This is a genomic window from Roseovarius sp. MBR-154, from assembly GCF_053628595.1.
This window is the reverse complement of record NZ_JBRJGR010000003.1, coordinates 29,843-51,468: the sequence shown is the minus strand read 5'-3', so window position 1 is coordinate 51,468 and position 21,626 is coordinate 29,843. Positions and strand designations below refer to the sequence as shown.

General features: G+C 64.6%; 21 protein-coding genes. 9 read left to right on the top strand and 12 right to left on the bottom strand.

Annotation, left to right across the window (positions count from 1 at the left end):
• Positions 1-17: 17 nt before the first annotated feature.
• Positions 18-1,391, top strand: a complete 1,374-nt coding sequence (locus tag ACSSV4_RS05215; protein WP_454273935.1) for an L-serine ammonia-lyase — start codon at positions 18-20, stop codon at positions 1,389-1,391.
• A gap of 14 nt (positions 1,392-1,405) precedes the next feature.
• On the opposite strand, the gene rsmD is transcribed toward ACSSV4_RS05215, so the two are convergent.
• Positions 1,406-1,963 carry a 16S rRNA (guanine(966)-N(2))-methyltransferase RsmD gene (rsmD, locus tag ACSSV4_RS05210; protein WP_454273934.1) on the bottom strand — a complete coding sequence of 186 codons (558 nt, stop codon included), beginning with the start codon at positions 1,961-1,963 and terminating at the stop codon, positions 1,406-1,408.
• Complete coding sequence (locus tag ACSSV4_RS05205; protein ID WP_454273933.1) at positions 1,960-3,165, bottom strand: NAD(P)/FAD-dependent oxidoreductase; 1,206 nt, start codon at positions 3,163-3,165, stop codon at positions 1,960-1,962. The genes rsmD and ACSSV4_RS05205 overlap by 4 nt, the downstream gene beginning before the upstream one ends.
• 90 nt (positions 3,166-3,255) lie before the next feature.
• On the opposite strand from ACSSV4_RS05205, the gene ACSSV4_RS05200 reads away from it, so the two are divergent.
• On the top strand, positions 3,256-3,744 hold the full coding sequence (locus ACSSV4_RS05200) for a redoxin family protein (RefSeq protein WP_454273932.1): 489 nt from the start codon (positions 3,256-3,258) through the stop codon (positions 3,742-3,744).
• Between the two features lie 109 nt (positions 3,745-3,853).
• Here ACSSV4_RS05200 and ACSSV4_RS05195 read toward each other — a convergent pair whose 3' ends face one another.
• From ACSSV4_RS05195 to ACSSV4_RS05170, 6 genes are all read right to left on the bottom strand, one after another.
• Positions 3,854-4,150, bottom strand: coding sequence for a 4a-hydroxytetrahydrobiopterin dehydratase (locus tag ACSSV4_RS05195; protein ID WP_454273931.1), 297 nt, complete (start codon positions 4,148-4,150; stop codon positions 3,854-3,856).
• Entirely contained in the window at positions 4,147-5,331 is a 1,185-nt protein-coding gene (locus tag ACSSV4_RS05190) for a GNAT family N-acetyltransferase (protein WP_454273930.1), read from the bottom strand. The genes ACSSV4_RS05195 and ACSSV4_RS05190 overlap by 4 nt, the downstream gene beginning before the upstream one ends.
• Positions 5,332-5,383: 52 nt before the next feature.
• The gene (locus tag ACSSV4_RS05185; protein WP_454273929.1) at positions 5,384-6,151 is read right to left on the bottom strand and encodes a glycerophosphodiester phosphodiesterase family protein; all 768 of its coding nucleotides are present in this window, start codon (positions 6,149-6,151) and stop codon (positions 5,384-5,386) included.
• Positions 6,148-6,609, bottom strand: coding sequence for a RidA family protein (locus ACSSV4_RS05180; RefSeq protein WP_454273928.1), 462 nt, complete (start codon positions 6,607-6,609; stop codon positions 6,148-6,150). The genes ACSSV4_RS05185 and ACSSV4_RS05180 overlap by 4 nt, the downstream gene beginning before the upstream one ends.
• A gap of 76 nt (positions 6,610-6,685) precedes the next feature.
• Entirely contained in the window at positions 6,686-7,996 is a 1,311-nt protein-coding gene (locus ACSSV4_RS05175) for an HlyD family type I secretion periplasmic adaptor subunit (RefSeq protein ID WP_454273927.1), read from the bottom strand.
• Positions 7,993-9,732 (bottom strand): type I secretion system permease/ATPase, encoded by a 1,740-nt coding sequence (locus tag ACSSV4_RS05170; RefSeq protein ID WP_454273926.1) that lies wholly within the window; start codon positions 9,730-9,732, stop codon positions 7,993-7,995. Before ACSSV4_RS05170 ends, ACSSV4_RS05175 begins: the two co-directional genes overlap by 4 nt.
• 130 nt (positions 9,733-9,862) lie before the next feature.
• On the opposite strand from ACSSV4_RS05170, the gene ACSSV4_RS05165 reads away from it, so the two are divergent.
• The 3 genes from ACSSV4_RS05165 to ACSSV4_RS05155 all read left to right on the top strand — a co-directional run bounded on the left by ACSSV4_RS05165 (position 9,863) and on the right by ACSSV4_RS05155 (position 12,674).
• Entirely contained in the window at positions 9,863-10,714 is an 852-nt protein-coding gene (locus ACSSV4_RS05165; protein WP_454273925.1) for an MlaA family lipoprotein, read from the top strand.
• Positions 10,704-11,309: an MlaC/ttg2D family ABC transporter substrate-binding protein gene (locus tag ACSSV4_RS05160; protein ID WP_454273924.1), complete on the top strand. Its 606-nt coding sequence runs from the start codon at positions 10,704-10,706 to the stop codon at positions 11,307-11,309. The genes ACSSV4_RS05165 and ACSSV4_RS05160 overlap by 11 nt, the downstream gene beginning before the upstream one ends.
• Before the next feature lie 135 nt (positions 11,310-11,444).
• Entirely contained in the window at positions 11,445-12,674 is a 1,230-nt protein-coding gene (locus ACSSV4_RS05155; protein WP_454273923.1) for an OmpA family protein, read from the top strand.
• 8 nt (positions 12,675-12,682) lie between these two features.
• Here ACSSV4_RS05155 and ACSSV4_RS05150 read toward each other — a convergent pair whose 3' ends face one another.
• The gene (locus ACSSV4_RS05150; RefSeq protein ID WP_454273922.1) at positions 12,683-14,815 is read right to left on the bottom strand and encodes a transglycosylase domain-containing protein; all 2,133 of its coding nucleotides are present in this window, start codon (positions 14,813-14,815) and stop codon (positions 12,683-12,685) included.
• A 255-nt stretch (positions 14,816-15,070) separates the two neighbouring features.
• Here ACSSV4_RS05150 and ACSSV4_RS05145 point away from each other — a divergent pair, with 255 nt between their 5' ends.
• Both ACSSV4_RS05145 and ACSSV4_RS05140 read left to right on the top strand, forming a co-directional pair.
• Complete coding sequence (locus ACSSV4_RS05145; RefSeq protein ID WP_074785879.1) at positions 15,071-15,409, top strand: P-II family nitrogen regulator; 339 nt, start codon at positions 15,071-15,073, stop codon at positions 15,407-15,409.
• A gap of 20 nt (positions 15,410-15,429) precedes the next feature.
• Positions 15,430-16,755 carry an ammonium transporter gene (locus tag ACSSV4_RS05140; RefSeq protein ID WP_454273921.1) on the top strand — a complete coding sequence of 442 codons (1,326 nt, stop codon included), beginning with the start codon at positions 15,430-15,432 and terminating at the stop codon, positions 16,753-16,755.
• 59 nt (positions 16,756-16,814) lie between these two features.
• On the opposite strand, the gene ACSSV4_RS05135 is transcribed toward ACSSV4_RS05140, so the two are convergent.
• Together ACSSV4_RS05135 and ACSSV4_RS05130 are read right to left on the bottom strand one after the other, a co-directional pair.
• Positions 16,815-17,192: a rhodanese-like domain-containing protein gene (locus ACSSV4_RS05135; RefSeq protein WP_454273920.1), complete on the bottom strand. Its 378-nt coding sequence runs from the start codon at positions 17,190-17,192 to the stop codon at positions 16,815-16,817.
• Positions 17,193-17,207: 15 nt separating this feature from the next.
• On the bottom strand, positions 17,208-18,107 hold the full coding sequence (locus ACSSV4_RS05130; protein ID WP_454273919.1) for an MBL fold metallo-hydrolase: 900 nt from the start codon (positions 18,105-18,107) through the stop codon (positions 17,208-17,210).
• 144 nt (positions 18,108-18,251) lie between these two features.
• Here ACSSV4_RS05130 and mutL point away from each other — a divergent pair, with 144 nt between their 5' ends.
• Together mutL and ACSSV4_RS05120 are read left to right on the top strand one after the other, a co-directional pair.
• Positions 18,252-20,096, top strand: coding sequence for a DNA mismatch repair endonuclease MutL (mutL, locus tag ACSSV4_RS05125; protein ID WP_454273918.1), 1,845 nt, complete (start codon positions 18,252-18,254; stop codon positions 20,094-20,096).
• Positions 20,093-21,274 carry a DNA recombination protein RmuC gene (locus ACSSV4_RS05120; protein ID WP_454273917.1) on the top strand — a complete coding sequence of 394 codons (1,182 nt, stop codon included), beginning with the start codon at positions 20,093-20,095 and terminating at the stop codon, positions 21,272-21,274. The genes mutL and ACSSV4_RS05120 overlap by 4 nt, the downstream gene beginning before the upstream one ends.
• 10 nt (positions 21,275-21,284) lie before the next feature.
• Here ACSSV4_RS05120 and ACSSV4_RS05115 read toward each other — a convergent pair whose 3' ends face one another.
• Positions 21,285-21,530 (bottom strand): accessory factor UbiK family protein, encoded by a 246-nt coding sequence (locus ACSSV4_RS05115; RefSeq protein ID WP_080454975.1) that lies wholly within the window; start codon positions 21,528-21,530, stop codon positions 21,285-21,287.
• Positions 21,531-21,626 lie beyond the last annotated feature (96 nt).

Sequence of the window (21,626 nt, the reverse complement as noted above, 5' to 3'; positions counted from 1 at the left end):
ACCGAACGGAGCGCCACATGTTTCTATCCGTCTTCGACATGTTCAAGGTCGGCATCGGCCCGTCCTCATCGCATACGATGGGGCCGATGGTGGCCGCCGCGCGCTTTCTCGACCGGATGCGCGCCGAGCCGTTTCACTACGCCGGGCTCAAGGGATCGCTGCATGGCAGCCTCGCCTTCACCGGGGTGGGCCACGCCAGCGACCGCGCCACGATCCTCGGGCTCGCGGGCTATCGCCCCGACACCTATGACGCCGAGGCCGCCGAGACCACGCTGGAGCAGATCCGCGAGACCCATACCGTCACGCCCCCGGGCTTGCCGGAGTTGGCGTTCCATCCCAAGGACGACCTGATCTTCGATTTCGGCCCCAACCTGCCCGGCCATGCCAATGGCATGATCCTGATGGCCACCGACGCACAGGGCGACGTGATCTTGCAAGAGACCTATTATTCCATCGGGGGCGGCTTTGTGATGACCGAAGGCGAACTGGCGGCGGGCCGCAATACCGACGAGGGGGACCCGGTGCCCTACCCGTTCAAGACGGCGGTCGAGATGCTGGAGATGGCCGAACGCTCGGGCAAGACCATCGCCGAGATGAAACGCGCCAACGAGGTGGCCCGTGGCGGGCCGGAGAACCTGCGCTCGGGCGTGGCGCGGATCTGGCAGGTGATGGACGACTGCATCGAACGCGGGCTGAGCACCGACGGCATCCTGCCCGGCGGGCTGAATGTCCGCCGCCGCGCCAAAGGCATCCGCGACGCGCTGATAGCCGAGCGCGGCACGAACCTGAGCGCGCCGCACAAGATCAACGACTGGATGAGCGCCTACGCGATGGCCGTGAATGAGGAGAACGCCGCCGGCGGACAAGTGGTGACGGCCCCCACCAATGGGGCTGCGGGGGTGGTGCCCGCAGTGATCAAGTACTGGCTGGAGCATGTGCCGGGCGCGCATGAGGCCCAGATCGAGGAATTCCTGCTGACCGCGGCGGCGATCGGCGGGCTGGTCAAGTTCAACGCGTCGATCTCGGGCGCCGAGGCGGGGTGTCAGGCCGAGGTGGGCTCTGCCTCTGCCATGGGCGCGGCGGGGCTCGCGGCGGTGCTGGGCGGCACGCCCGCCCAGATCGAGAACGCAGCCGAGATCGCGCTCGAGCATCACCTCGGGATGACCTGCGATCCGGTGCGCGGCCTCGTGCAGGTGCCCTGCATCGAGCGCAACGGCCTGGGCGCGATCAAGGCCGTCTCGGCGGCGTCCCTGGCGCTGCGCGGCGATGGCACCCACCTCGTGCCGCTCGACGCCTGTATCGAGACGATGCGCCAGACCGGCGCCGACATGAGCGAGAAATACAAGGAAACGTCCCTGGGCGGGCTGGCGGTGAACATCCCCAACTGCTGACGCGGCCGTGCACCCTACCCCCGCTCCAGAAACCGGATCATCGTATCGCCATAGCGCCGCTCTTCGATCAGGCGCAGGCCGTCGGGCGGGGTGATCGGGGCGCTCTCTTCCCAGACGATCAGCGCCGCCTCGGACACCCAGCCCCCGGCCAATGCCGCCGCCAGCGCCGCCTCGCCCAGCGCCTTGCCATAGGGCGGATCGAGGAACACCAGATCATGCGGGGTGCCGGGGTTCACTCCCGGCTTGCGCGCGTCCTGAGCAACCACCCGGCACGCCGCCTCGGCCCGGCAGAGGCCGATATTCTGGCGTAGGAGGGACAGCGCCTTGCGTCCGCTCTCGATAAAGCTCACCCCTTCGGCGCCGCGTGACAGCGCCTCAAGCCCGAGTGCTCCGGTGCCCGCGAAGATATCGAGCACATGCGCCCCCGTCACCGGATCGCCATAGCCCCCCGCCAGCACGTTGAAGAGGCTCTCGCGCACCCGGTCGGATGTGGGGCGCAAATGCGCCGCCGTATCGCCCTTGCCGACACTGGCGAGCGCCCGCCCGCGATGCGTGCCGCCGATGATCCTCACGGTTTCAAGAGCGGTTTGAGATCGGCCCCGGCATCGGCCACCAGCAACGGGTCGGCGGATTTCCCGGCGTCGATCAGCCGCTTGCCCACCATATAGGCGCGCGGGTCGTTCATCGCGTCGACGGCCAGCAACTGATCGCCCCGGTAGTACCAGAACGACATCGCCGCGCCGCCGTCGCGGGTCACGATCCGGTCATAGCCGGTGCTGAGCCCGGCGATCTGCAATTTCACATCGTATTGATCCGACCAGAACCACGGCTGCGGCACGTAGCCCTGCGCACGGCCCATGATATTGCCCGCCACGCATTCGCCCATGTCGATGGCATTGGGCACGCTTTCAAGCCGCAGCCGCCCGCCCTGATGCGGGAACGACGCGCAATCGCCCACCGCCCAGATCGCCGGGTCCGAGGTGCGGCCCTGCGCATCGACGGCGATGCCGTTGTCGGTCTCCAGCCCGGCGGCCTCGGCAAGCCGCGTATCGGGCAGGATGCCGACCCCGACGATCACCATGTCCACGTCCAACTCAGATCCGTCCGATAGCCACGCGCCGCTGACATGGCCGTCGCCCAGCAGCCGCTCCAGCCCCACGCCCTCGCGAATGTCCACGCCGTGGCGGGTATGCAGCGCGCGGAAGTAATCTGAGGTTTCGCGGGCGGCGACCCGTTGCAGGATACGCTCGGCCATCTCGACCAGAACCACCTGCATGCCACGCGAGGCCGCCACCGCCGCCGCCTCGAGCCCGATATATCCACCGCCGACGATCAGCACCTTTGCTCCCGACCGAAACCCCGGGGCCATCGCGTCTACATCCGCGAGCGTCCGCACCACATGCACGCCGCCCAGATCGCCGCCGATTGCAGCGGGCAGACGCCGCGGCAGAGAGCCGGTGGCCAGCACGAGGTGCTCATAACCAAGCCGTTCCTCGCCCATCACTACCTCTTGCGCCGCCCGGTCGATGCCCGTCACGCGCAGGCCGGTGCGCAAGTCGATTCCCGCCTCGGCATAGTAACTCTCGGGCCGCAGGTAGAGTCGCTCCCGAGCCATGTCGCCCAAGAGGTATTTCTTTGAGAGCGGCGGGCGCTGATAGGGTGGCACCGGTTCTTCACCGATCAGGGTGACCGGGCCGTCATAGCCCTCGCTGCGCAGCTTCGCGACCAATGAGGCCCCCGCCTGCCCTGCCCCCACCACAACGACACCTGCCATCTTGATCTCCCGAGTTTCCCGTGGTCACCTGCCTACCATCCGCCTATATCTACATCCACACGCAATCCACCGGAACGACAAGGAGCGACCATGACCCTTTCCACTGGCGACAAACTGCCCGACGCGACCCTGCTGACATTGGGCGAGAACGGCCCCGAAGAGGTGGCGCTCAGCGCCAAGACCGCAGGCCGCAAAGTGGTGATCTTCGCCGTGCCCGGCGCCTACACGCCGACCTGTTCCGCAGCACATGTCCCCAGCTTCGTGCGCACCAAGGGAGAATTCGACGCCAAGGGCGTGGACGAGATCATCTGCGTCAGCGTCAACGATCCCTTCGTGATGAGCGCCTGGGGCGAGGCGACCGGCGCGAGCGAGGCGGGCATAACCATGCTCGGCGACCCGCAAAGCGCCTTCACCAAGGCGATCGGGATGGATTTCGACGCGCCGCCCGCGGGCCTTCTGGCGCGGTCCAAGCGCTATGCGATGTATGTCGAGGACGGCACCGTCAAGGTGCTGCATGTCGAGGAGAACCCCGGCACCTGCGAAGTGACCGCAGGCGAATCACTGCTGGCCGAGATCTGACCCTGACGCCGGGTGCGAGGGGCCAGTCCCTCGCGCTCCCCGGGATATTTGCGGCCAGAAGAAACCGCGCTGTGTTTCTTCTTGGCCCAAATACTCACACTGCGACGGCTCAGCCCGCGAGCCCGTCGAATTTGCGCGCGAGCTTGACGTCGAGCGAACTGAGGCCGTCCACGTCATGGGTGGTCAGGGTGATCTCAACCTTGTTGTAGACGTTGAACCATTCTGGGTGGTGGTTCCATTTTTCGGCCCAGATCGCGGCGCGGGTCATGAAGCCGAACGCCTCGGTGAAATCCCCGAACTTGAACGTCTTTTGGATCGCATCGCGCCCCTCGACCATGCTCCAGCCGTTTTCCAGAAGCGGCTCCAGCGTCGTCTTGCGCGCGGTATCGCTCAGCTTGTCGCTCATTCTTGATCCTCCATCGTGGTTTTTCGGAACGGGCCATAGCCTGTGAGGACCTCGATATCCTCGTCCACGGCGGCGCGTTCGGCCTCCAGGTAATGCGCGACCGCCTCGGCAAAGCCTGGATCGCGCAGCCAGTGCAGCGACTGCGTGGCCACCGGCAGATAGCCGCGCGCCAGCTTGTGTTCGCCCTGCGCGCCAGCCTCTACCCTTTGCAGCCCGTGATCAATGGCGAATTCCATGGCCTGATAGTAACAGAGTTCGAAATGCAGGCAGGGGTGATCCTCGATGCAGCCCCAGTAGCGGCCATATAATGCCGACGCGCCAATGAAGTTCATCGCGCCCGCCACTGGCTGCCCCTCGCGCAGTGCCAGCACCAGCAGGATATCGTCGCGCAGTGTCGCATGCGCGTGCTCGAAAAAGCGACGAGTGAGGTAGGGCGTACCCCATTTGCGCGCGCCGGTGTCCTGGTAGAAGGTCCAGATCGCATCCCAATGCTCGGGCCGGATCTGATCGCCGGTCAGCGCCACGATCTCGCCGCCGAAGCCTTGCGCGCGGGCGCGCTCCTTGCGGATGGTCTTGCGCTTGCGCGACGAGAGATCGGCAAGGAAGGCGTCGAAACCGCCGTAGCCGCGATTGATCCAGTGATATTGCTGCGTGCGGCGGGGCATGAGGCCAAGCGCTGCGCCTGCCTCGGCCTCGGTCTCGGTGCAGAAGGTGACATGCAGCGAGGAAATCCCGTTGCGTTCGGCCACCTGCGTGGCCCCTTCGATCAGCGCCGCGCGCCCCGCCGCCTCGAACCCTGATCGGGTGAGAAAGCGCCGCCCGGTGACCGGGGTGAACGGCACCGCGATCTGGAATTTCGGGTAGTAGCGCCCGCCCGCGCGCTCATAGGCATGGGCCCAGTTGTGGTCGAAGATGTATTCGCCCTGGCTGTGGGATTTGAGGTAGAGCGGCGCGCAGGCGATCACCTGTCCGCCCACCTCGGCGGTCATGTAATGCGGATGCCAGCCGCTGCCGGTGCCGACCGAGCGGCTATCCTCCAGCGCCTTGAGAAAACGATGCGTTGTGAACGGGTCCTCGGCACGGCCATCTGCGGCCTCTGGGCAGGCACAGGCATCCCAGACCGCCGCCGGAATATCGGCGATCCGCTCGTGCAGGCTGATCGTGATCTCGCTGTCGCTCATGCTGTTGGCCCCGTGACATGCCTGGCTCTATCTGGGCTGCGCCTCGCGTGGATCAAGCCGGAATATCGGGTAGATAGCCCTCGAAGGTGATGTTATGGGCCACTGCGCGGGCGCGGGCCTCTACCTCTGGACTGCGCACCGTCCAGCACAGGATTGCAGCGCCGTCTGCGCGCAACTCGGCCAGCCGAGGGTTCGCCAGATCGTTCACATCATGGCTGACGAAGACCGAGCCACTCGGGCCATAGTCCGGCACCCGGCGAAGGTACTCCCGGGTCTCGGCGCTCAATGTCGGCCAGTCCTCGGGCGTGTAGCCGCAGGACACGATCCCGCGCGGGATATCCGGGGCGAGCGCGGCCATCCGCAGCACCATATGCGGATTGAAGGACATCACCGCCACCGGCCCGTCATAGCCCGCGAGCGCCTGCGCAGTGGCCGTTTCCAGCGTGCCGCAGGTGTCGCCCATCTGGCCGTGCTGATCCTTCAACTCGATCAGTAGCGGCACGCGGCCTGCGACGAGGCTGAGGATCTCGGGTAGGTCAGGAATGCCCTCCTCGCCGCCCTTGAGCGGAATGGCCGCCAAGTCGGTGGCGTCGCGCTGTCGCACCGAGCCGATGTCAAACGTCAGGCGGCCAAGGTCGTAGTCGTGAAACACCATCGCCTGCCCGTCGCGGCTGAGTTGCAGGTCGATCTCGATCCCGTAGCCCGCCGCGATCGCCGCCGTGATCCCGGCGCGCGAGTTCTCTGGGCGGGCATCCGACACGTCATGCAGACCGCGATGCGCCAGCGGCACGCGGCGAAGAACCTCTGGCAGTGCGCTCATCTGATCTGGAACACCCCGTCGATCTCGACCGCCACGTCAAAGGGCAGCGAGGGGGCCGAGACGGCGGCGCGGGCGTGCTTGCCCGCATCGCCCAACGCCTCGCCGATGAAATCCGAGGCACCGTTGATCACTGCCGGTTGCTGGGTGAAATCGGCGGTGGAATTGACGAAACCGGTGAGTTTCACCACCCGCACAAGCCGGTCGAGATCGCCGCCGCAAGCCGCCTTGACCTGCGCCAGCAGGGCAATCGCGCAGACCTTCGCCGCCGCGGCCCCCGCCTCGACATCCATGTCTGCGCCCAGCTTGCCGGTGAGCAGCGTGTCGCCGTCCTTAGCGATCTGGCCCGAGACATAGAGCATGTCACCCGCCTGCACGTAGGGCACGTAATTGGCGGCCGGAGCCGGAGCCTCGGGCAGGGTCACGCCCATTTCGGCAAGTTTATTCTCGAACTGGCTCATGTCAGTTTCTCCCGTGATGTGTTTGCGGCGACGCTAGCCGCAGACGCTGGCAATGAAAATCCGAAAACCGCGGGCGCTATTCGCGGAACGCCTTGGCGAGGTAATCCGTGAACGGCTTGACCAGATAGGCGATCGGGGTGCGATCCTCGGTGCGGATGAAGGTCTCAACCGGCATGCCGGGCACCAGCGTCACGCCTTCCGGCAGACGCTCTTGCTCGCCGTCGTTGAGCACGACCTCGGCGCGGTAATAGTTGGCGCGGGTTTGTTCGTCCTCAAACGCATCGGCGGAAATCCGGGTGACCCGCCCGAACAGTTCGGGCGTGGTGCGCTGATCGAGTGCGGAAAAGCGCAGCGTCACCTCCTGCCCGATATGGAGCTTGTCGACATGGATGCTGTCGATCTCGGCATTGATGACGAGCGGACGATCCTGCGGGATCACATACATCAGCGGGTCGGCGGGCCGGATGACCGAGCGCAGGGCGAACACCCGCAGATCATAGACGATACCCGTCGCCGGGGCCGTGATGTCGAGCCGGTTCAGGCGTTCGAGAAGCGCGCGACGCTGTTCGCCCAGTTCCAGTTCGCGGAATTGCAGATCCCGCAGGGTCGTGACCGCCTCTTCGCGCTGCTCCGTGCGCATGGTGAGGATTTCGAGGTCAATCTCAGTAATCCGTCCCTCGGATTGTGCCTTCTGCGACGCAAGCTCTCCCATGGTTCCCGTTAGCCGGGCCTCCTCGCGTTGCAGCCCGAGCACGCGGGTGGCCTGCGCCAGACCGCGGTCCAGCAAGGATTGCTGGTCGGCCAACTCCTTTGCGATCAATTCGAGTTGCCGAGTCAGGGCGACCTGCTGCGCCTCAATGCCCTTGATCTGGTCGATGATCTGGTCCCGGCGCTTGCTCAACTGGTCGATGCGCGCGGTCATGGACTCGGCACGCGCCGTCATCAAGGTCTGCTGACCCTCCATCAGATCGCGCGCATCCGGGTTGGTGCGCGCCATTTCCAGCAGCAGCGGGGCGAATTTCAGAGTGTCGCGCCCATCCCGCTCGGCTTCAAGCCGAGCGCGGCGCGCCATGAGTTCGGAAAGTTGGTTTTCGATGATGGAAAGTTCCGAGCGCAGCTCCGTCGGGTCGAGCCGCACCAGCACCTCGCCTGCCTCGACGGTCTCGCCCTCGGCCACCTCTATTTTCTCCACGACGCCGCCATCCGGATGCTGGACGACCTGACGGTTCTGATCCACCTCAATGCGTCCGCTGGCGATCACCGCGCCGGAAATCTGGGTCATGCCCGCCCAGGTGCCGAACCCGCCAAGCAAAGTGATGAGACCAACCAGCCCGACGAGCATCGGAGCCCGCACGGACCAGGTTGCACCTTTACCGGCACCGCTCATTGGACACCTCCCGCCACTTTCGGTGAGGCCACATCCTTGTGATTTTCAAGCACCTCGCGCAGCACCTTGTCCCTCGGGCCGAAGGCGCGCACATTGCCCTGTTCGAGCATCAGGATGAGATCGCATTCCTTGATGATCGAGGGACGGTGCGCGACGACCACAACCACCTTGTCCGCCGCCTTGAAGCCGCGAATGGCGTGGTTGACGGCTTCACTGCCGGCATTGTCGAGATTGGCGTTCGGCTCGTCCAGAACCAGGATGACCGGGTCGCCATACATCGCCCGGGCGAGGCCGATGCGCTGCATTTCGCCACCCGACAGCCGCCCGCCGCTGGCGGTCACGCGGGTATCGTAGCCATCGGGAAATTTCAGGATCATCTCGTGGGCATCGGCCTGTTTGGCGGCCTTCACGATCATCTGGGCATCGGGCGACGGCGACAGTCGCGCGATATTCTCGGCGATGGTGCCATCGAAAAGCTGCACGCGCTGCGGCAGATAGCCGACATGCTGGCCCAGCACCGACGGCTCGTATTGATCGAGCGCGGCCCCGTCGAGCCGGATCTTGCCCCCCGCAGGCCGCCAGACACCGGTAAGCGCGCGTGCCAGGGTCGATTTGCCGGCCCCGGAGGGGCCGATGATGCCCACCGCCTGCCCGGGATCGATCCGGAAGGTGACGGATTTCAGCGCCGCCTGGCTCTCGCCCGGGGGCACCACGGTGAGGTGCTGTGCCTCAAGACGCGCGCGCGGCGTCGGCAACGGCGTGCGCGGGGCTTCGGGCGGGACATCGCCAAGCAATTCGGCCAGGCTGTCCCAACCCTGCTTGGCACGCTGCACAAGCGGCCATTGGCCGATGGCCTGCTCGATCGGTGCCAGCGCCCGGCCCAGCAGGATCGAGCCCGCGATCATCGCGCCCGGGGTCAACTCGCCCTGCAGCACCAACAAAGCCCCCACACCCAGCATCGCCGATTGCAGCAAGAGACGAAACGCCTTGGTACCACTTGTGAAACTGCCCCCGAGATCGGCGGCGCGCAGCTGTTCGTTCAGAGCCACCTCGCGGGACTGCTGCCAGCGGCTGAAGGCGGCGTCACGCATACCCATGGCCTGCACCATTTCCGCCTCGGACCGTAGCCGGTCCGAAATCGCCTCGGACTGGACACCGGCCGCACCGGCGCGGCGCGCGGGACGCCGGGTCACCGCCTGGTTGATCACCGTCACGACGATCAGCAGGCCGCCGCCCAACACCGCGAGCGCGCCCAGCCATGGGTGAAAGACCCAGATCGCTGCCACGAAGAACGGCGCCCAGGGCATGTCGAACAGCGCCAGCAGTACCGGCGACGTCAGTAGCCGCTGCACTGATTCTAGATCGCGCAGGCCAGTGGCCGTCCGCTCATCGGGCCGCACAGCGGATTTGCGGATCACCGCGTCGAAGACCCGCCGGTCCAGACGCGCCTGAAAACGCGCGCCCACGCGCCCCATGATACGACCGCGCGCATAGTCGAGCAGCGCCATCATCGTGTAGAGAAAGAGGACAAGAATCGACAACGCGATCAGCGTCTCGACCGACCGGCTGCTCAGCACCCGGTCATAAACCTGGAGCATGTAGATCGGGCCGGTCAGCATTAGAAGATTGGCAAAAAAACTGAAGATGCCCACGAACCAGTACAGTCCCCTGCTCTCGCGGCGCGCAGCGCGCAGCTCCTCGTAACCCGCCTCTATTCTTGGATTATTCAATCGCATTCCCAATCGTCATGTTGTACATTGCATCTTTGTGGGCAAGTATGCCCGTGGTTAGCATGCCCTGTCGCCATTCTGCCACATAATTGTGAACCCACATGTCAGGATGATGGGTTTCAGGGGCTAATCAGTTATGCAAGTTTACGACAACGGTTTGACTGTGGAATTTAACTTGATGCCAATCAGACAAAAAAACGGGCGACGTGTCGCCCAAGCCATGGCCCTAGCTGCGATCATGGTGCTCTCGTCATGTGCACAGCCGTCGCAGGATGCGCAAGTGAAGCGCGATGTGTACGACCCGTACGAGCAGGAGAATCGTCGGATGCACGATTTCAACAGGAATCTCGACCGCTCGCTCGTGCGTCCGGTGGCTATAAGCTACGACACCGTGATTCCGGACGATATCGAAACCGGCATCGTGCGGTTCGCGGTCAATACCTCGCTGCCGAGCGATATCGTGAATAACGTGCTGCAACTCAACATGCGCGGAGCGATCACCGACAGCGCGCGATTCGTCGTCAACACCACCGTCGGCCTCGGTGGATTCTTCGATCCGGCGAGCGAAATGGGCATGCCGGCGGGCACCAATACCGATTTCGGCCAGACGCTGCATGTCTGGGGGGCCAAGGAAGGCCCCTATATCGAATTGCCGTTGCTTGGCCCGTCCACACAGCGCGACACCTACGGCATTTTTGTCGATGTGTTCAGCAACCCGCTCACGTATCTGGTGCCTAGCCCCGAGAGCCTCGCACTGACCGGATCAGGGGTCGCTGCGGGCCTGTCGCGGCGAAGCAAGTTCACCGACACGATCGACGCGATTCTCTATGAAAGCGCCGACAGCTACGCGCAATCCCGCTCAATCTACCTGCAAAACCGGCGGTTCGAACTGGGCGGCACCGAGGGGGGGGTGTATGACGATCCATATGACCCATATGATGATAGTGTAACCCCTGCCCCCACGTTGGAGGATCCCTATGACCAGTAACACTTCCCGCCGCCGTTTTCTCGCGTCTGGCCTTGCCGTGGCAGGCACGCTCCTCGCGCCCATGCCGCTGCATGCGCTGACCGAACAGCGTGCCCGGTCCCTCGTCGACCAGGTGGTCAGCGAGATCAACCGGGTGATTACCTCAGGCAAGCCGCTCTCAGGCATGATCAACGAGTTCGAGGGCATCTTCACCCGATATGCCGACGTGAGCATTATCGCAAGCTCGACACTCGGGGCTGACGCTAGACGCGCCTCGGCGGCGCAAATGCGCGCCTATACCGAGGCGTTCCGCGGCTATGTTGCGCGCAAATACGGCAAACGCTTCAACGAGTTCCGGGGCGGTCGGATCGAGGTCAACAGCGTCAAGCAGGTCAAGTCCTGGCATGAGGTGAAATCCACCGCCTACCTGCCCGGCGAATCGCCCTTCGAGGTGAGCTTTCTGGTGTCGGACCGGTCCGGGCAGGACAAGTTCTTCGACATGATCATCGAAGGCATCAGCCTGCGCCTGAGCGAACGCACCGAGGTCGGCGCCATGCTCGACCGGCGCAACGGCGATATCGACGCGCTGATCCAGGATCTCAAACAGGCCGGATGATCCGGTCGACCCTGTATGCCGGGGCCGAGCGGCGCGCGAAAGACGCGCTTTGAGAAATATAATTGCGTCAAGCGGTGTCCTCGAAATATGATCCGACGCGACACATCCGTGTCAGGTCGCTTTCGAGGTCTGAGAATGCCTGCATCGCGTTTCGTCAAATCGGCAATGGCGGGGCTTGGCCTCTGCGTCCTCGGTGCGTCACCCGCACCGGCGCAAGAGCGCGCAGTCCCCGACCTGATGACCTTCGCGCAAGGTGTGTTGCCACTGTCTGTCGAATTGCAGGGCACTGACATGCGGGTCGACATGGCCGCAGCCATCAGCCTGATCGACGGCAACCCGGGCAAGGTATCGATGACCGGCAAGCCCGGCGGCCCCGGAGATGCCGTGCTCTTCACCTATTCCCTGCCGTCACCGACGCGATTCAGCCGTTTCGCAGTGCCCGGCATCGCCGAGACCCCCAGCCCCTCGCAAACATTCTTTGCCACTGTCGTGGTCGAGGGGGCCTCTGCCTCGACAGAGGGGCCTTGGCTGCCGCTCGCCTCCGGGCGGCTTGAGACCCATGCAGAGGCGGGGCTGCAAACCGACCTCACGCTCGCCCCGGATCAGCCGGAGGTGCGGTGGCTGCGGCTGCGGCTCTCGGACGGGATCAGGGTCGAGCGCGACAAGACATTCTTCGAGTTTTCGGAACTGATCGGCGAGGGCACGCAGCGCGACGCCGAGCTCGCAACCGGTTTCGGCGGCATCTGGAAGGGCCGCGGCGTCAAGCTCGAACTGGCGCAGGAGGGGGCGGTCGTGTCGGGCTGCTATGATGCGAATGGGCGGCTGAGCGGCACCGTCGAAGGTCGGGTGCTGCGCGCGCTAGGTCAGGATGCGGCCGGGATCAAGTCGCAATTCATCCTGATGACCGGGTCGGATGGCACCTTGCGCGGCCTGCGCTCGAGCAATGGCGCGCCATTCAAACCCTATGACGGGGCGACGGTGGATGGCCCCGCCGTGTGCCCCGCACCCGCGCCACCGCATCTGGGATGCGGCTCGATCATCCACGGTATCGGCTTCGATTACGATTCGGATGTGATCCGCGCCACGTCGCAGCCGCTGATCGCCCGGCTTCATGGCGGGCTCTCGGCGGCCGGGGCGGCGCGGATCGAGATCATCGGCCATGCCTCGGCCGAGGGTGCCGCTGACTATAACCGCGACCTGTCGCAGCGGCGCGCACAATCCGTGGTGGCGGCGCTTGTGGCGCTCGGGCTCGATCCGGTCGCGCTCTCGGCCGCGGGACGTGGTGAGGACGAGCCCATCGCCAGCAATGACGACGAGGCCGGGCGCACGCTCAATCGCCGGGTCGAGGTTCGCTGCGAGGACTGAGCGGCGACTCAATTGCCAAAGATGCTGCGCAACACATTCTCGATCGGGTTGCCTCCGGCCACCGGTGCCCGTCGTTGCGGTGTGGGGGCCGGTTCGCGGCGCGGTACGGGGCGGAGCATCGGCAGCGGCGTGGGCGGCACGCCCTCATGCACCCGCACCATGGTCTCGCGCCATATCTCGGCGGGCAGGCCGCCTCCGGTCACACCGGTGAGCGGCGTGTTGTCATCATAGCCCATCCAGACACCGGCCACGTAATCGGCAGTAAAGCCGAGGAACCACGCGTCGCGCGCCGCCTGCGTGGTGCCGGTCTTGCCCGCCGCCTCGCGGTCGGGCAGTTTCGCGCGGCTGCCGGTGCCGCCATCAATCACGCGGCTCATCATGTAAATGAGCTCGCGCGCGGCGCTCTCCTGAATGACCCGCTCGCCAATCCCGCCGCCTGCGCCCATCATCGGCTCATCCTCTCCCAGCAGTCTGAGCTCGGTCAGACCATACGGTGCCACCGAAGACCCGCCGTTGAGAATTCCGGCATAGGCGCCTGTCATCTCCAGCAACGTACTTTCGGATGCGCCCAATGCCAGCGCCGGACCGGCGGCGAGATCGCTTTCGATGCCAAAATCGCTCGCAACCTTGCGCACCAGATCGCGACCCACGCTCTCGGACACCTTGACCGCAGGCACATTGATCGACTGAGCCAGAGCCTGCGTGAGCGTGACGCGCCCCTTGTAATCGCGCGTGTAATTCTCCGGGCACCAGCGGCCCGACCCCGGAATGTTGAGGCAATAGGGCTCGTCGACCACCACTGAATCGTGGCTGTACCCCAGTTCCAGCGCGGTTCCGTAGACAAAAGGCTTGAACGCCGAGCCGGTCTGCCGATTGGCCTGCGTGGCGCGGTTGAAGGCCCCGATCACCTTGGTCTTGCGCCCGCCCACCATGGCACGCACCGCACCATCGGCGCTCATCACCACGATGGCGGCCTGCGCCTTGGACCCATCGCGCACCTTCTCGTCAAACACGAAATCGAGCGCCTCCTCAGCGGCGCGTTGCAGCCGCTGATCGAGCGTGGTCTTGATGATCACGTCCTCGGTGGTGTCGCGGGTGAAGAATTCAGGCCCCGAGGCCATGACCCAATCGGCGAAATAGCCGCCCGCCTGCCGCTGCGCGGCCTCGGACAATTCAGCGGGATTGGCGAGAGCGACGGCGGCATCGTTGTCGCTCAGAAAGCCCTGCCGCCGCATCAGCCCGACCACGACCGAGGCGCGGTTCTGCGAGCGTTCAAGATTGGCTGTGGGTGCGAGCGTCGAAGGCGCGGTCAGCAGCCCCGCGATCATCGCCCCCTCGGCGGCGTTCAGCCTAGCTGCGGATTTGCCGAAATAGCGCTGCGCCGCGGCCTCGGCCCCATAGGCCCCGGCCCCCAGGTAGGCGCGGTTGAGATAGACGGTGAGGATTTCGTTCTTGGTATACTTGGCCTCCATCGCCATGGCATAGACCGCTTCCTTGACCTTGCGCCACAGCGAGGTGCGGCGGCAATCGGCCACGTACTCGGTCTCGCTGGTCCATTTGCTCTCATCGAATTTGACGCCGAAGCACAGCAGCTTCGCGGTCTGCTGCGTGATGGTCGAACCGCCGTTGCCCTGCAAGGGTCCGCGCCCCTCGCGCAGGTTGATGCGCATGGCGCTGGCGATACCGATGGGATCGACGCCGGGATGCAGGTAGAAGCGCCGGTCCTCGGTGGCGATCACCGCGTTCTTGAGATGCGGGCTCACGGTCTCTGCGGTGACGACACCGCCAAACTGATCGCCACGCCAGGCAAACACCTGCCCCTCGCGATCCAGCAGCGTGACCGAACCGCGTGCGCGCCCGTCCATCAGCGTCTTGTATTCCGGCAGGGTCGTGTAGGTATAGGCCACCGCCAGCCCGACGATGATCACCACCACCGCCGTCACCCGCCAGCCGATGGCCCAGAGCACACGCCAGACAAAGCCGAGGATCGCGCGCGCCAGCCGCACCAACGGGTTACGCGACCGCGCCCGACGCTGCGGCTTGCGCTTGGCGGTGCTGCGTCGTGCAAGTGTCGATTTGGTCGCCTTGCGGCTCCGCTTCGGGGCCACCAATGGCGGTTTGCGCCGTTCTGAATTGCTCATGCTCGCCCTGCCCGGCCATCGTTTGTTTGACCCAGTTTACCCTGCGCATCACCAAATGTAGAGAGCCGACGCACCAGTTCCACTTTTTCAATCTGCACAGTTTTTATGCATATTAAATTATCCGCCTACTTTTTAGACAAAGCTGCGCGGCCGAGCGGACAAATTCCCCGCTTCTCCCTTCCAGACTCTCCCTCCAGCGCCTTTTCTGCACCTGCAAACAGCGCGCTGAGTGAGAGCAAACCGAAAGGGACCAACGTGAAACTCATCATTGCAACGATCAAGCCGTTCAAGCTCGAGGAGGTCCGCGAGGCGCTGACCGATATCGGTGTGCGCGGAATGATGGTCACCGAGATCAAGGGCTTCGGCTCGCAGTCGGGCCATACCGAAATCTATCGCGGGGCAGAATACGCCGTGAATTTCGTGCCCAAGATCAAGCTCGAAATAGCCGTCTCCGCCGCAATGGCCGATCAGGTGGTGGAGGCCATCACCAAGGCCGCCCGCACCGGCAAGATCGGCGACGGCAAGATCTTCGTGCTCGACATCCAACAGGCCATGCGCGTGCGCACCGGCGAAACCAACGACGACGCGCTTTGAGCCGCAACGGGGAAAGAACAATGGATATGAAAAGCTTTACGAAAAAAGGCCTCGCTGCAGCCGCAATGATCGCGCTGCCGTCTTTGGCCATCGCGCAGGATGCCGCAGCCCCCGGGTTTGACGAGATCGGCCCCTATATCATGACGACGCTGCTGTTCTGCATGGCGGGATTTCTGGTGTTCTTCATGGCCTGCGGCTTTGCCATGCTGGAAGGCGGGCTGGTGCGCTCGAAGAACGTAACCATGCAGATGACCAAGAACATCGCTCTCTATTCTGTTGCCGCGATCATGTACTGGCTGATCGGCTTCAACACGATGTACCCAGGCGACTTCAATGGCTACTTCGCCATCGGTGGCCCGACCGTGCTTGATGCCGTTGGCGTTGCTGCGGCCGATGCGGCGCTCGACTATGCCTCAGTGGGCTCGGACTTCTTCTTCCAACTGGTGTTCGTGGCGGCGACCGCGTCGATCGTGTCGGGTGCGCTGGCCGAGCGGATCAAGCTGTGGCCATTCCTCGCCTTCGTGGTCGTGCTGACCGGTGTCATGTATCCGATCTCGGGCTCCTGGCAGTGGGGCGGCGGCTGGCTGTCCGAGGCAGGCTTCTCCGACTTCGCCGGTTCGACCATCGTGCACTCCGTGGGTGGCTGGGCCGCGCTGGCCGGAGCCATCGTGCTTGGCCCGCGCATCGGCAAATACGCCAAGGACGGCAAGGTCATCCCGATCCCGGGCTCGAACCTCGCACTTGCCACACTGGGCACGTTCATCCTGTGGCTGGGCTGGTTCGGCTTCAATGGCGGCTCGCAGCTTGCGATGGGCACCGTCGGTGATGTCTCGGACGTGAGCCGGATATTTGCCAACACCAACATGGCAGCTGCGGCCGGTGCCGTGACCGCGCTGATCCTCACGCAGGTGATGTACAAGAAGCCTGACCTCACCATGGTGCTCAACGGTGCGCTGGCCGGCCTCGTTTCGATCACCGCCGAGCCGCTGGCACCGACGCTCTTCGGGGCGCTCTGGATCGGCGCTGTCGGTGGCGTGATCGTGGTCTTTGCCGTGCCGATGCTCGACAAGCTCAAGATCGACGATGTGGTCGGAGCCATTCCGGTGCACCTCTTCGCAGGCATCTGGGGCACCATTGCCGTGATCTTCTACAACGGCGACGCCAGCCTGGGCACGCAGCTTCTGGGCATCGCCGCCTACGGTGTCTTTACCTTTGTCGCCAGTCTTGTCCTTTGGTTCATCCTCAAGGCCGTCGTCGGCATCCGCGTCGGCGAAGAGGAAGAGATCAACGGGCTCGACATGTCCGAAATGGGCATGGAGGCTTACCCTGAATTCTCCAAGAGCTGACGTTCCTCCTTCCCGTCAGCTTGAAGAGATCAACCCCGGGCGTTCGCGCCCGGGGTTTTTCATGGTTTGACCGCTTGCGGCGCGCCGGTGGCCATGTTGGTGCCGATATAGGGCAGGCTGGCCTTTTTCCAAGCACCGAAACCGCCCTCCATATGCGCGATCCGCCCGTTCCCGGCAGCGATGGCGGCGCGGGCCATCTTTTCGGAGCGCACGCCGGAGCCGCAATGGATCACAATGCGCTTGTCGCTCTGACCCGGCAGTTTCTCCGGCCTGAAAAACGCCATCGGCAAGAGCAGCGCGCCCTCGATATGCTCGAACATGTATTCCTGTGGCGTGCGCACGTCGATCAGCACGATCTCGTTGGCGTCCCATGCCCGGGCCACCTCCTCTATCGTCCATGTCTCCAATGTGGTGCCGTTGATCTCTTCGGTTTTCATCTCGGTCTCCTTGGCTCAGAATCGATTGGCTGGGATCTTGAAATAGCGATGCCCGTCGCTTTCGGGATCGGGCATGCGGCCACCGCGCAGGTTGACCTGCAAGGCATAGAGGATGCGGTCCGGCAGGCCAAGCGTTGCGTCGCGGTCGTCGCGCAGCTTAATGAACGCCTCACGGCTGGTCCCTCCGCCGACATGCGGATTGTCGCGCTTGTGTGCGGCGACGGTCGCCTCCCATGCCGGATCTTGCCGGTCGCCCACCGGCGGGTAATCATGGCCCACGAAAAGCCGGGTCTTATCCGGCAACGCCAGGATCGCCTGCAAACTGTCATAGAGCATGCTGGACGAGCCACCGGGGAAGTCGGCGCGCGAGGTGCCGACATCGACATGCATGAACGTATCGTGCACGAAGGCCGCATCGCTGCCCACCACATAGGTGATCGAGCCGAGCGTATGGCCCGGAGAGAGCATCACGCGCACCTCCAATTCACCGATCCTGAACTGCGCGCCGTCGTCAAAGAGCCGGTCGAAATCGCGATCCGGGTCAAAGGCGCCGGTCACGTGGTAGAGGTCTTCCCCGATCCCGACAATGTCGCGCACCCTAGCCCCTATCGCATTCGGCGCGCCGAGTTTGTCGCACAGCCAGGCAGAGGCCATCAGGTGATCGGCGTGGGGGTGAGTGTCGAGGATCCATTCAACCTCCAGCCCTTCGCGCGTGACGAAATCGAGAATTTTCTGCGCGCTGTCGTGATAGGATCTCGCCTCGGCGGGGTCGAAATCCTGCACCACGTCGATCAGCGCCGCCTTGTTCGTGGCCGGGTCTGCGACGACATATTGGATGCTGCCCGACGCCTGATCGTAAAAGCCGGTGACGTTTGGGGAGCCGGGGCCACGGGATGGGCTGGTCTGACTGAACATGATCAACTCCTTCGATAATTTGTATTCACATAATGGAATGTTGTAGCCATCCAACCCGAGGCACCGGATTTCTTTTGCCCAAGCCCCGGAATGCGGCATTGGGAATATGGCAGAATCGCTCTGAACCGTGCTAGGTATTGGGGGATGAACAAACCTAGCCCCAATATAAGCCAGCCCTCCCCGGTGATCCGCCAGTTGGATGAGGGGGCCGTCAACCGCATCGCGGCGGGCGAAGTCGTGGAGCGTCCGGCCTCTGCGGTCAAGGAACTGGTGGAAAACGCGCTTGATGCCGGGGCGGCCCGGATCGAGGTGGCGGTGGCCGATGGTGGCAAGACCCTGATTCGGGTGAGTGACGATGGCTGCGGCATGGCGCCCGATCAATTGCCGCTGGCGCTGGCGCGGCATGCCACCTCCAAGATCGACGGCAGCGACCTGCTGAACATCCATTCCTTCGGCTTTCGCGGCGAGGCGCTGCCCTCGCTCGGCGCGGTCGGGCGTCTGAGCATCACGTCGCGGACTGAGGGGCACGAGGCCGGAACGATCACCGTGGCAGGCGGGCAGATGGGCGCGGTCAAACCCGCCGCTCTCAACGCAGGGACCGTGGTGGAGTTGCGCGATCTTTTCTACGCCACGCCCGCGCGCCTGAAATTCATGCGCAGTGACCGGGCGGAGGCGCAGGCCATCGCCGAAACGGTCAAGCGCCTTGCGATGGCCAAACCGCATGTGGGCTTTACCCTGCGCGATGTCTCGGGTTGGGGCGAGGGGCGGATCACCTTCCGCGCCGATGCCGAGACGGGGGATCTCTTTGACGCGCTGCACGGCCGTCTGGCGCGTATCCTGGGGGCGGAGTTCGCCGACAACGCCCTGCGCATCGACGCCGCGCGCGAGGGGCTGCGGATGACCGGCTATGCCGCCCTGCCCACCTATTCGCGCGGCTCGAGCGCGGCACAGTATCTCTTCGTCAATGGCCGCCCGGTGCGCGACAAGATGCTCTACGGGGCGCTGCGGGCGGCCTATCAGGACGTGCTCAGCCGTGACCGGCACCCGGCGGCGGCGCTGTTCATCGACTGCGATCCGGTGCTGGTGGATGTGAACGTGCATCCTGCGAAATCCGAGGTGCGGTTTCGCGATCCGGGGCTGGCACGGGGGCTGATCGTCTCGGGGCTGCGCCATGCGCTGGCCGAGGCGGGGCACCGCGCGTCCTCGACCGTGGCGGGGGCCACATTGGGCGCGTTCCGACCAGAGCCGCAGGGCGCGCGCGTCTACCAGATGGACCGCCCGTCGCCGCAGGCGCGTAGCCTTGCCTATCAAGCGCAGGCGCCGGGGTTTGCCGAGATGGCCGAGGAGTGGAGCGCCCGGGTCGAGCCCGAGAGGCACACGCTGGAGCCGGAGGAGGTGCACGCCACCGCCCTGCCGCTTGGCGCCGCACGCGCGCAGATTCACGAGAATTACATCGTCGCCCAGACCGGGACCGGCATGGTGATCGTCGATCAGCACGCCGCCCATGAACGCCTTGTTTATGAACGCCTGAAACGTCAGATGTCCGAAAATGGCATCGCGGCGCAGGCCTTGCTCATCCCCGAAATCGTGGACCTGTCCGAGGCCGATTGCGCGCTGCTGATCGAGCATGCCGAGGATCTCGCCACCCTCGGCCTTGCGGTCGAGCCGTTTGGCGCGGGCTCTGTCGCCGTGCGCGAAACCCCGGCCATTCTGGGCGAGGTCAACGCGAAGGCACTCTTGCGCGACATTCTTGACGAGTTGCACGATCAGGGGGCCAGCGACACGCTCAAATCCCGCATCGACGCTATTCTCAGCCGCGTCGCCTGTCACGGCTCGGTCCGCTCTGGCCGCCGGATGAGCGCCGAGGAGATGAACGCCCTTCTGCGCGAGATGGAGCGCACGCCGCTTTCCGGCCAGTGCAATCACGGACGGCCTACCTATGTCGAGTTGCCGCTGTCTGACATCGAACGTCTGTTCGGTCGCACATGATCCAGATCGGCCCCTATTCCCTGTCGCTTGACGATCCCCTCACGCTGATCGCGCTGATCGGCGCGGGCGTGCTGTTGCTGATCGTGATCCTGCTGATCACCGCCGTGCGCGCCGCCACGCGCTCGGCGCGCATGACGGAACCGCTGGCGCAGCAGATGACGCAACTCGGCCAGCGGGTGCAGGGGCTGTCGGACGGGCAGCATCAGCTTGCGGGCGGGCTCAACCACGTCTCCGAGGCGCAGGCGGCGAGCCAGTCGCATATGCTGCAGTTGATGGAGAAACGGCTTGCCGAGGTGGGCAACCAGATGACCGAGAACCTGCAAGGCTCGGCCCGCCGCACGGCGCAGAGCCTGGGCGATCTGCAACAGCGCCTACAGGCCATCGACAAGGCGCAGGACAATATCACCAAGCTGTCGGGCGATGTGCTGTCGTTGCAGGATATCCTGTCGAACAAGCAGACGCGCGGGGCATTTGGCGAGATTCAGCTCACCGATATCGTGACCAAGGCGCTGCCCTCGGACAGCTACACCTTGCAGGCGACGCTCTCGAACGGGAAACGCGCCGATTGCCTCATCCACCTGCCCAACCCGCCGGGGCCGATCTGCATCGACAGCAAATTCCCGCTGGAGGCCTACGAGGCGCTGCGCCGGGCCAAGACGCAATGGGATGTGAACGAGGCCGGCAAGTTCCTGCGCACGTCGGTCAAGAAGCACATTCGGGACATTTCCGAGAAATACATCCTCGACGGTGAGACCGCCGATGGCGCGCTGATGTTCCTGCCGTCAGAGGCGGTCTATGCCGAACTGCACGCGAATTTTCCGGAACTGGTGCGCGAGGGGTTCACGGCCAAGGTCTGGATCGTGTCGCCCACCACCTGCATGGCCACGCTCAACACCATGCGCGCGATCCTCAAGGATGCGCGGATGCGCGAACAGGCGGGCGCGATCCGGCGCGAGTTGGGGCTGCTCTTTGCCGATGTGGACCGGCTGGGAAACCGCGTCGAGAACCTCGACCGGCATTTCCATCAGGCGGCCAAGGACATCTCGGATATCAAGATTTCCGCCGACAAGGCCGGGCGGCGCGCGCGGCGACTCGATAATTTCGATTTCGAGGAACTGGCACCCGAGTCCGAGCCCGCCCTGCCCGCCCCGCATGAGGGGCTGGCGCGCAAGGGCTGAGCACGCAGGCTCAGGAGCCCGCGTTTTCCAGCGCCTCGATCCGGGCCTTGAGCGCCTCGTTTTCCTCGCGCGCCTTCTGGGCCATGGCGCGCACCGCGTCGAATTCCTCGCGGGTGACAAAATCGCGATCGGCGAGCCAGCGGTCGATCATCGACTTCATCGCGGTCTCGGCTTCGTCGCGTGCGCCCTGTGCCACGCCCATGGCATTGGTCATCAACTGGCTGATATCGTCGAGCATCTTGTTGCGGGTCTGCATGGCATGTGCCTCCGGCGTTACATTTCATTTCCATATATGGCGCGAGGACAGGCGATCACAAGGTTGACTTTCCCCGCACGCCAGAGGCACAGAGAC

What these genes read in the sequence shown, in the direction of transcription:
- ACSSV4_RS05205 (WP_454273933.1), bottom strand. Translation starts at nt 3,165, where the DNA reads ATGGCAGGTGTCGTTGTGGTGGGGGCAGGGCAGGCGGGGGCCTCATTG.
- ACSSV4_RS05175 (WP_454273927.1), bottom strand. Translation starts at nt 7,996, where the DNA reads ATGAGCGGTGCCGGTAAAGGTGCAACCTGGTCCGTGCGGGCTCCGATG.
- ACSSV4_RS05160 (WP_454273924.1), top strand. Translation starts at nt 10,704, where the DNA reads ATGACCAGTAACACTTCCCGCCGCCGTTTTCTCGCGTCTGGCCTTGCC.
- ACSSV4_RS05185 (WP_454273929.1), bottom strand. Translation starts at nt 6,151, where the DNA reads ATGAGCGCACTGCCAGAGGTTCTTCGCCGCGTGCCGCTGGCGCATCGC.
- ACSSV4_RS05150 (WP_454273922.1), bottom strand. Translation starts at nt 14,815, where the DNA reads ATGAGCAATTCAGAACGGCGCAAACCGCCATTGGTGGCCCCGAAGCGG.
- ACSSV4_RS05170 (WP_454273926.1), bottom strand. Translation starts at nt 9,732, where the DNA reads ATGCGATTGAATAATCCAAGAATAGAGGCGGGTTACGAGGAGCTGCGC.
- ACSSV4_RS05195 (WP_454273931.1), bottom strand. Translation starts at nt 4,150, where the DNA reads ATGAGCGACAAGCTGAGCGATACCGCGCGCAAGACGACGCTGGAGCCG.
- ACSSV4_RS05215 (WP_454273935.1), top strand. Translation starts at nt 18, where the DNA reads ATGTTTCTATCCGTCTTCGACATGTTCAAGGTCGGCATCGGCCCGTCC.
- ACSSV4_RS05190 (WP_454273930.1), bottom strand. Translation starts at nt 5,331, where the DNA reads ATGAGCGACAGCGAGATCACGATCAGCCTGCACGAGCGGATCGCCGAT.
- ACSSV4_RS05130 (WP_454273919.1), bottom strand. Translation starts at nt 18,107, where the DNA reads ATGTTCAGTCAGACCAGCCCATCCCGTGGCCCCGGCTCCCCAAACGTC.
- ACSSV4_RS05135 (WP_454273920.1), bottom strand. Translation starts at nt 17,192, where the DNA reads ATGAAAACCGAAGAGATCAACGGCACCACATTGGAGACATGGACGATA.
- ACSSV4_RS05155 (WP_454273923.1), top strand. Translation starts at nt 11,445, where the DNA reads ATGCCTGCATCGCGTTTCGTCAAATCGGCAATGGCGGGGCTTGGCCTC.
- ACSSV4_RS05140 (WP_454273921.1), top strand. Translation starts at nt 15,430, where the DNA reads ATGGATATGAAAAGCTTTACGAAAAAAGGCCTCGCTGCAGCCGCAATG.
- mutL (WP_454273918.1), top strand. Translation starts at nt 18,252, where the DNA reads ATGAACAAACCTAGCCCCAATATAAGCCAGCCCTCCCCGGTGATCCGC.
- ACSSV4_RS05200 (WP_454273932.1), top strand. Translation starts at nt 3,256, where the DNA reads ATGACCCTTTCCACTGGCGACAAACTGCCCGACGCGACCCTGCTGACA.
- ACSSV4_RS05180 (WP_454273928.1), bottom strand. Translation starts at nt 6,609, where the DNA reads ATGAGCCAGTTCGAGAATAAACTTGCCGAAATGGGCGTGACCCTGCCC.
- ACSSV4_RS05115 (WP_080454975.1), bottom strand. Translation starts at nt 21,530, where the DNA reads ATGCAGACCCGCAACAAGATGCTCGACGATATCAGCCAGTTGATGACC.
- ACSSV4_RS05165 (WP_454273925.1), top strand. Translation starts at nt 9,863, where the DNA reads ATGCAAGTTTACGACAACGGTTTGACTGTGGAATTTAACTTGATGCCA.
- ACSSV4_RS05120 (WP_454273917.1), top strand. Translation starts at nt 20,093, where the DNA reads ATGATCCAGATCGGCCCCTATTCCCTGTCGCTTGACGATCCCCTCACG.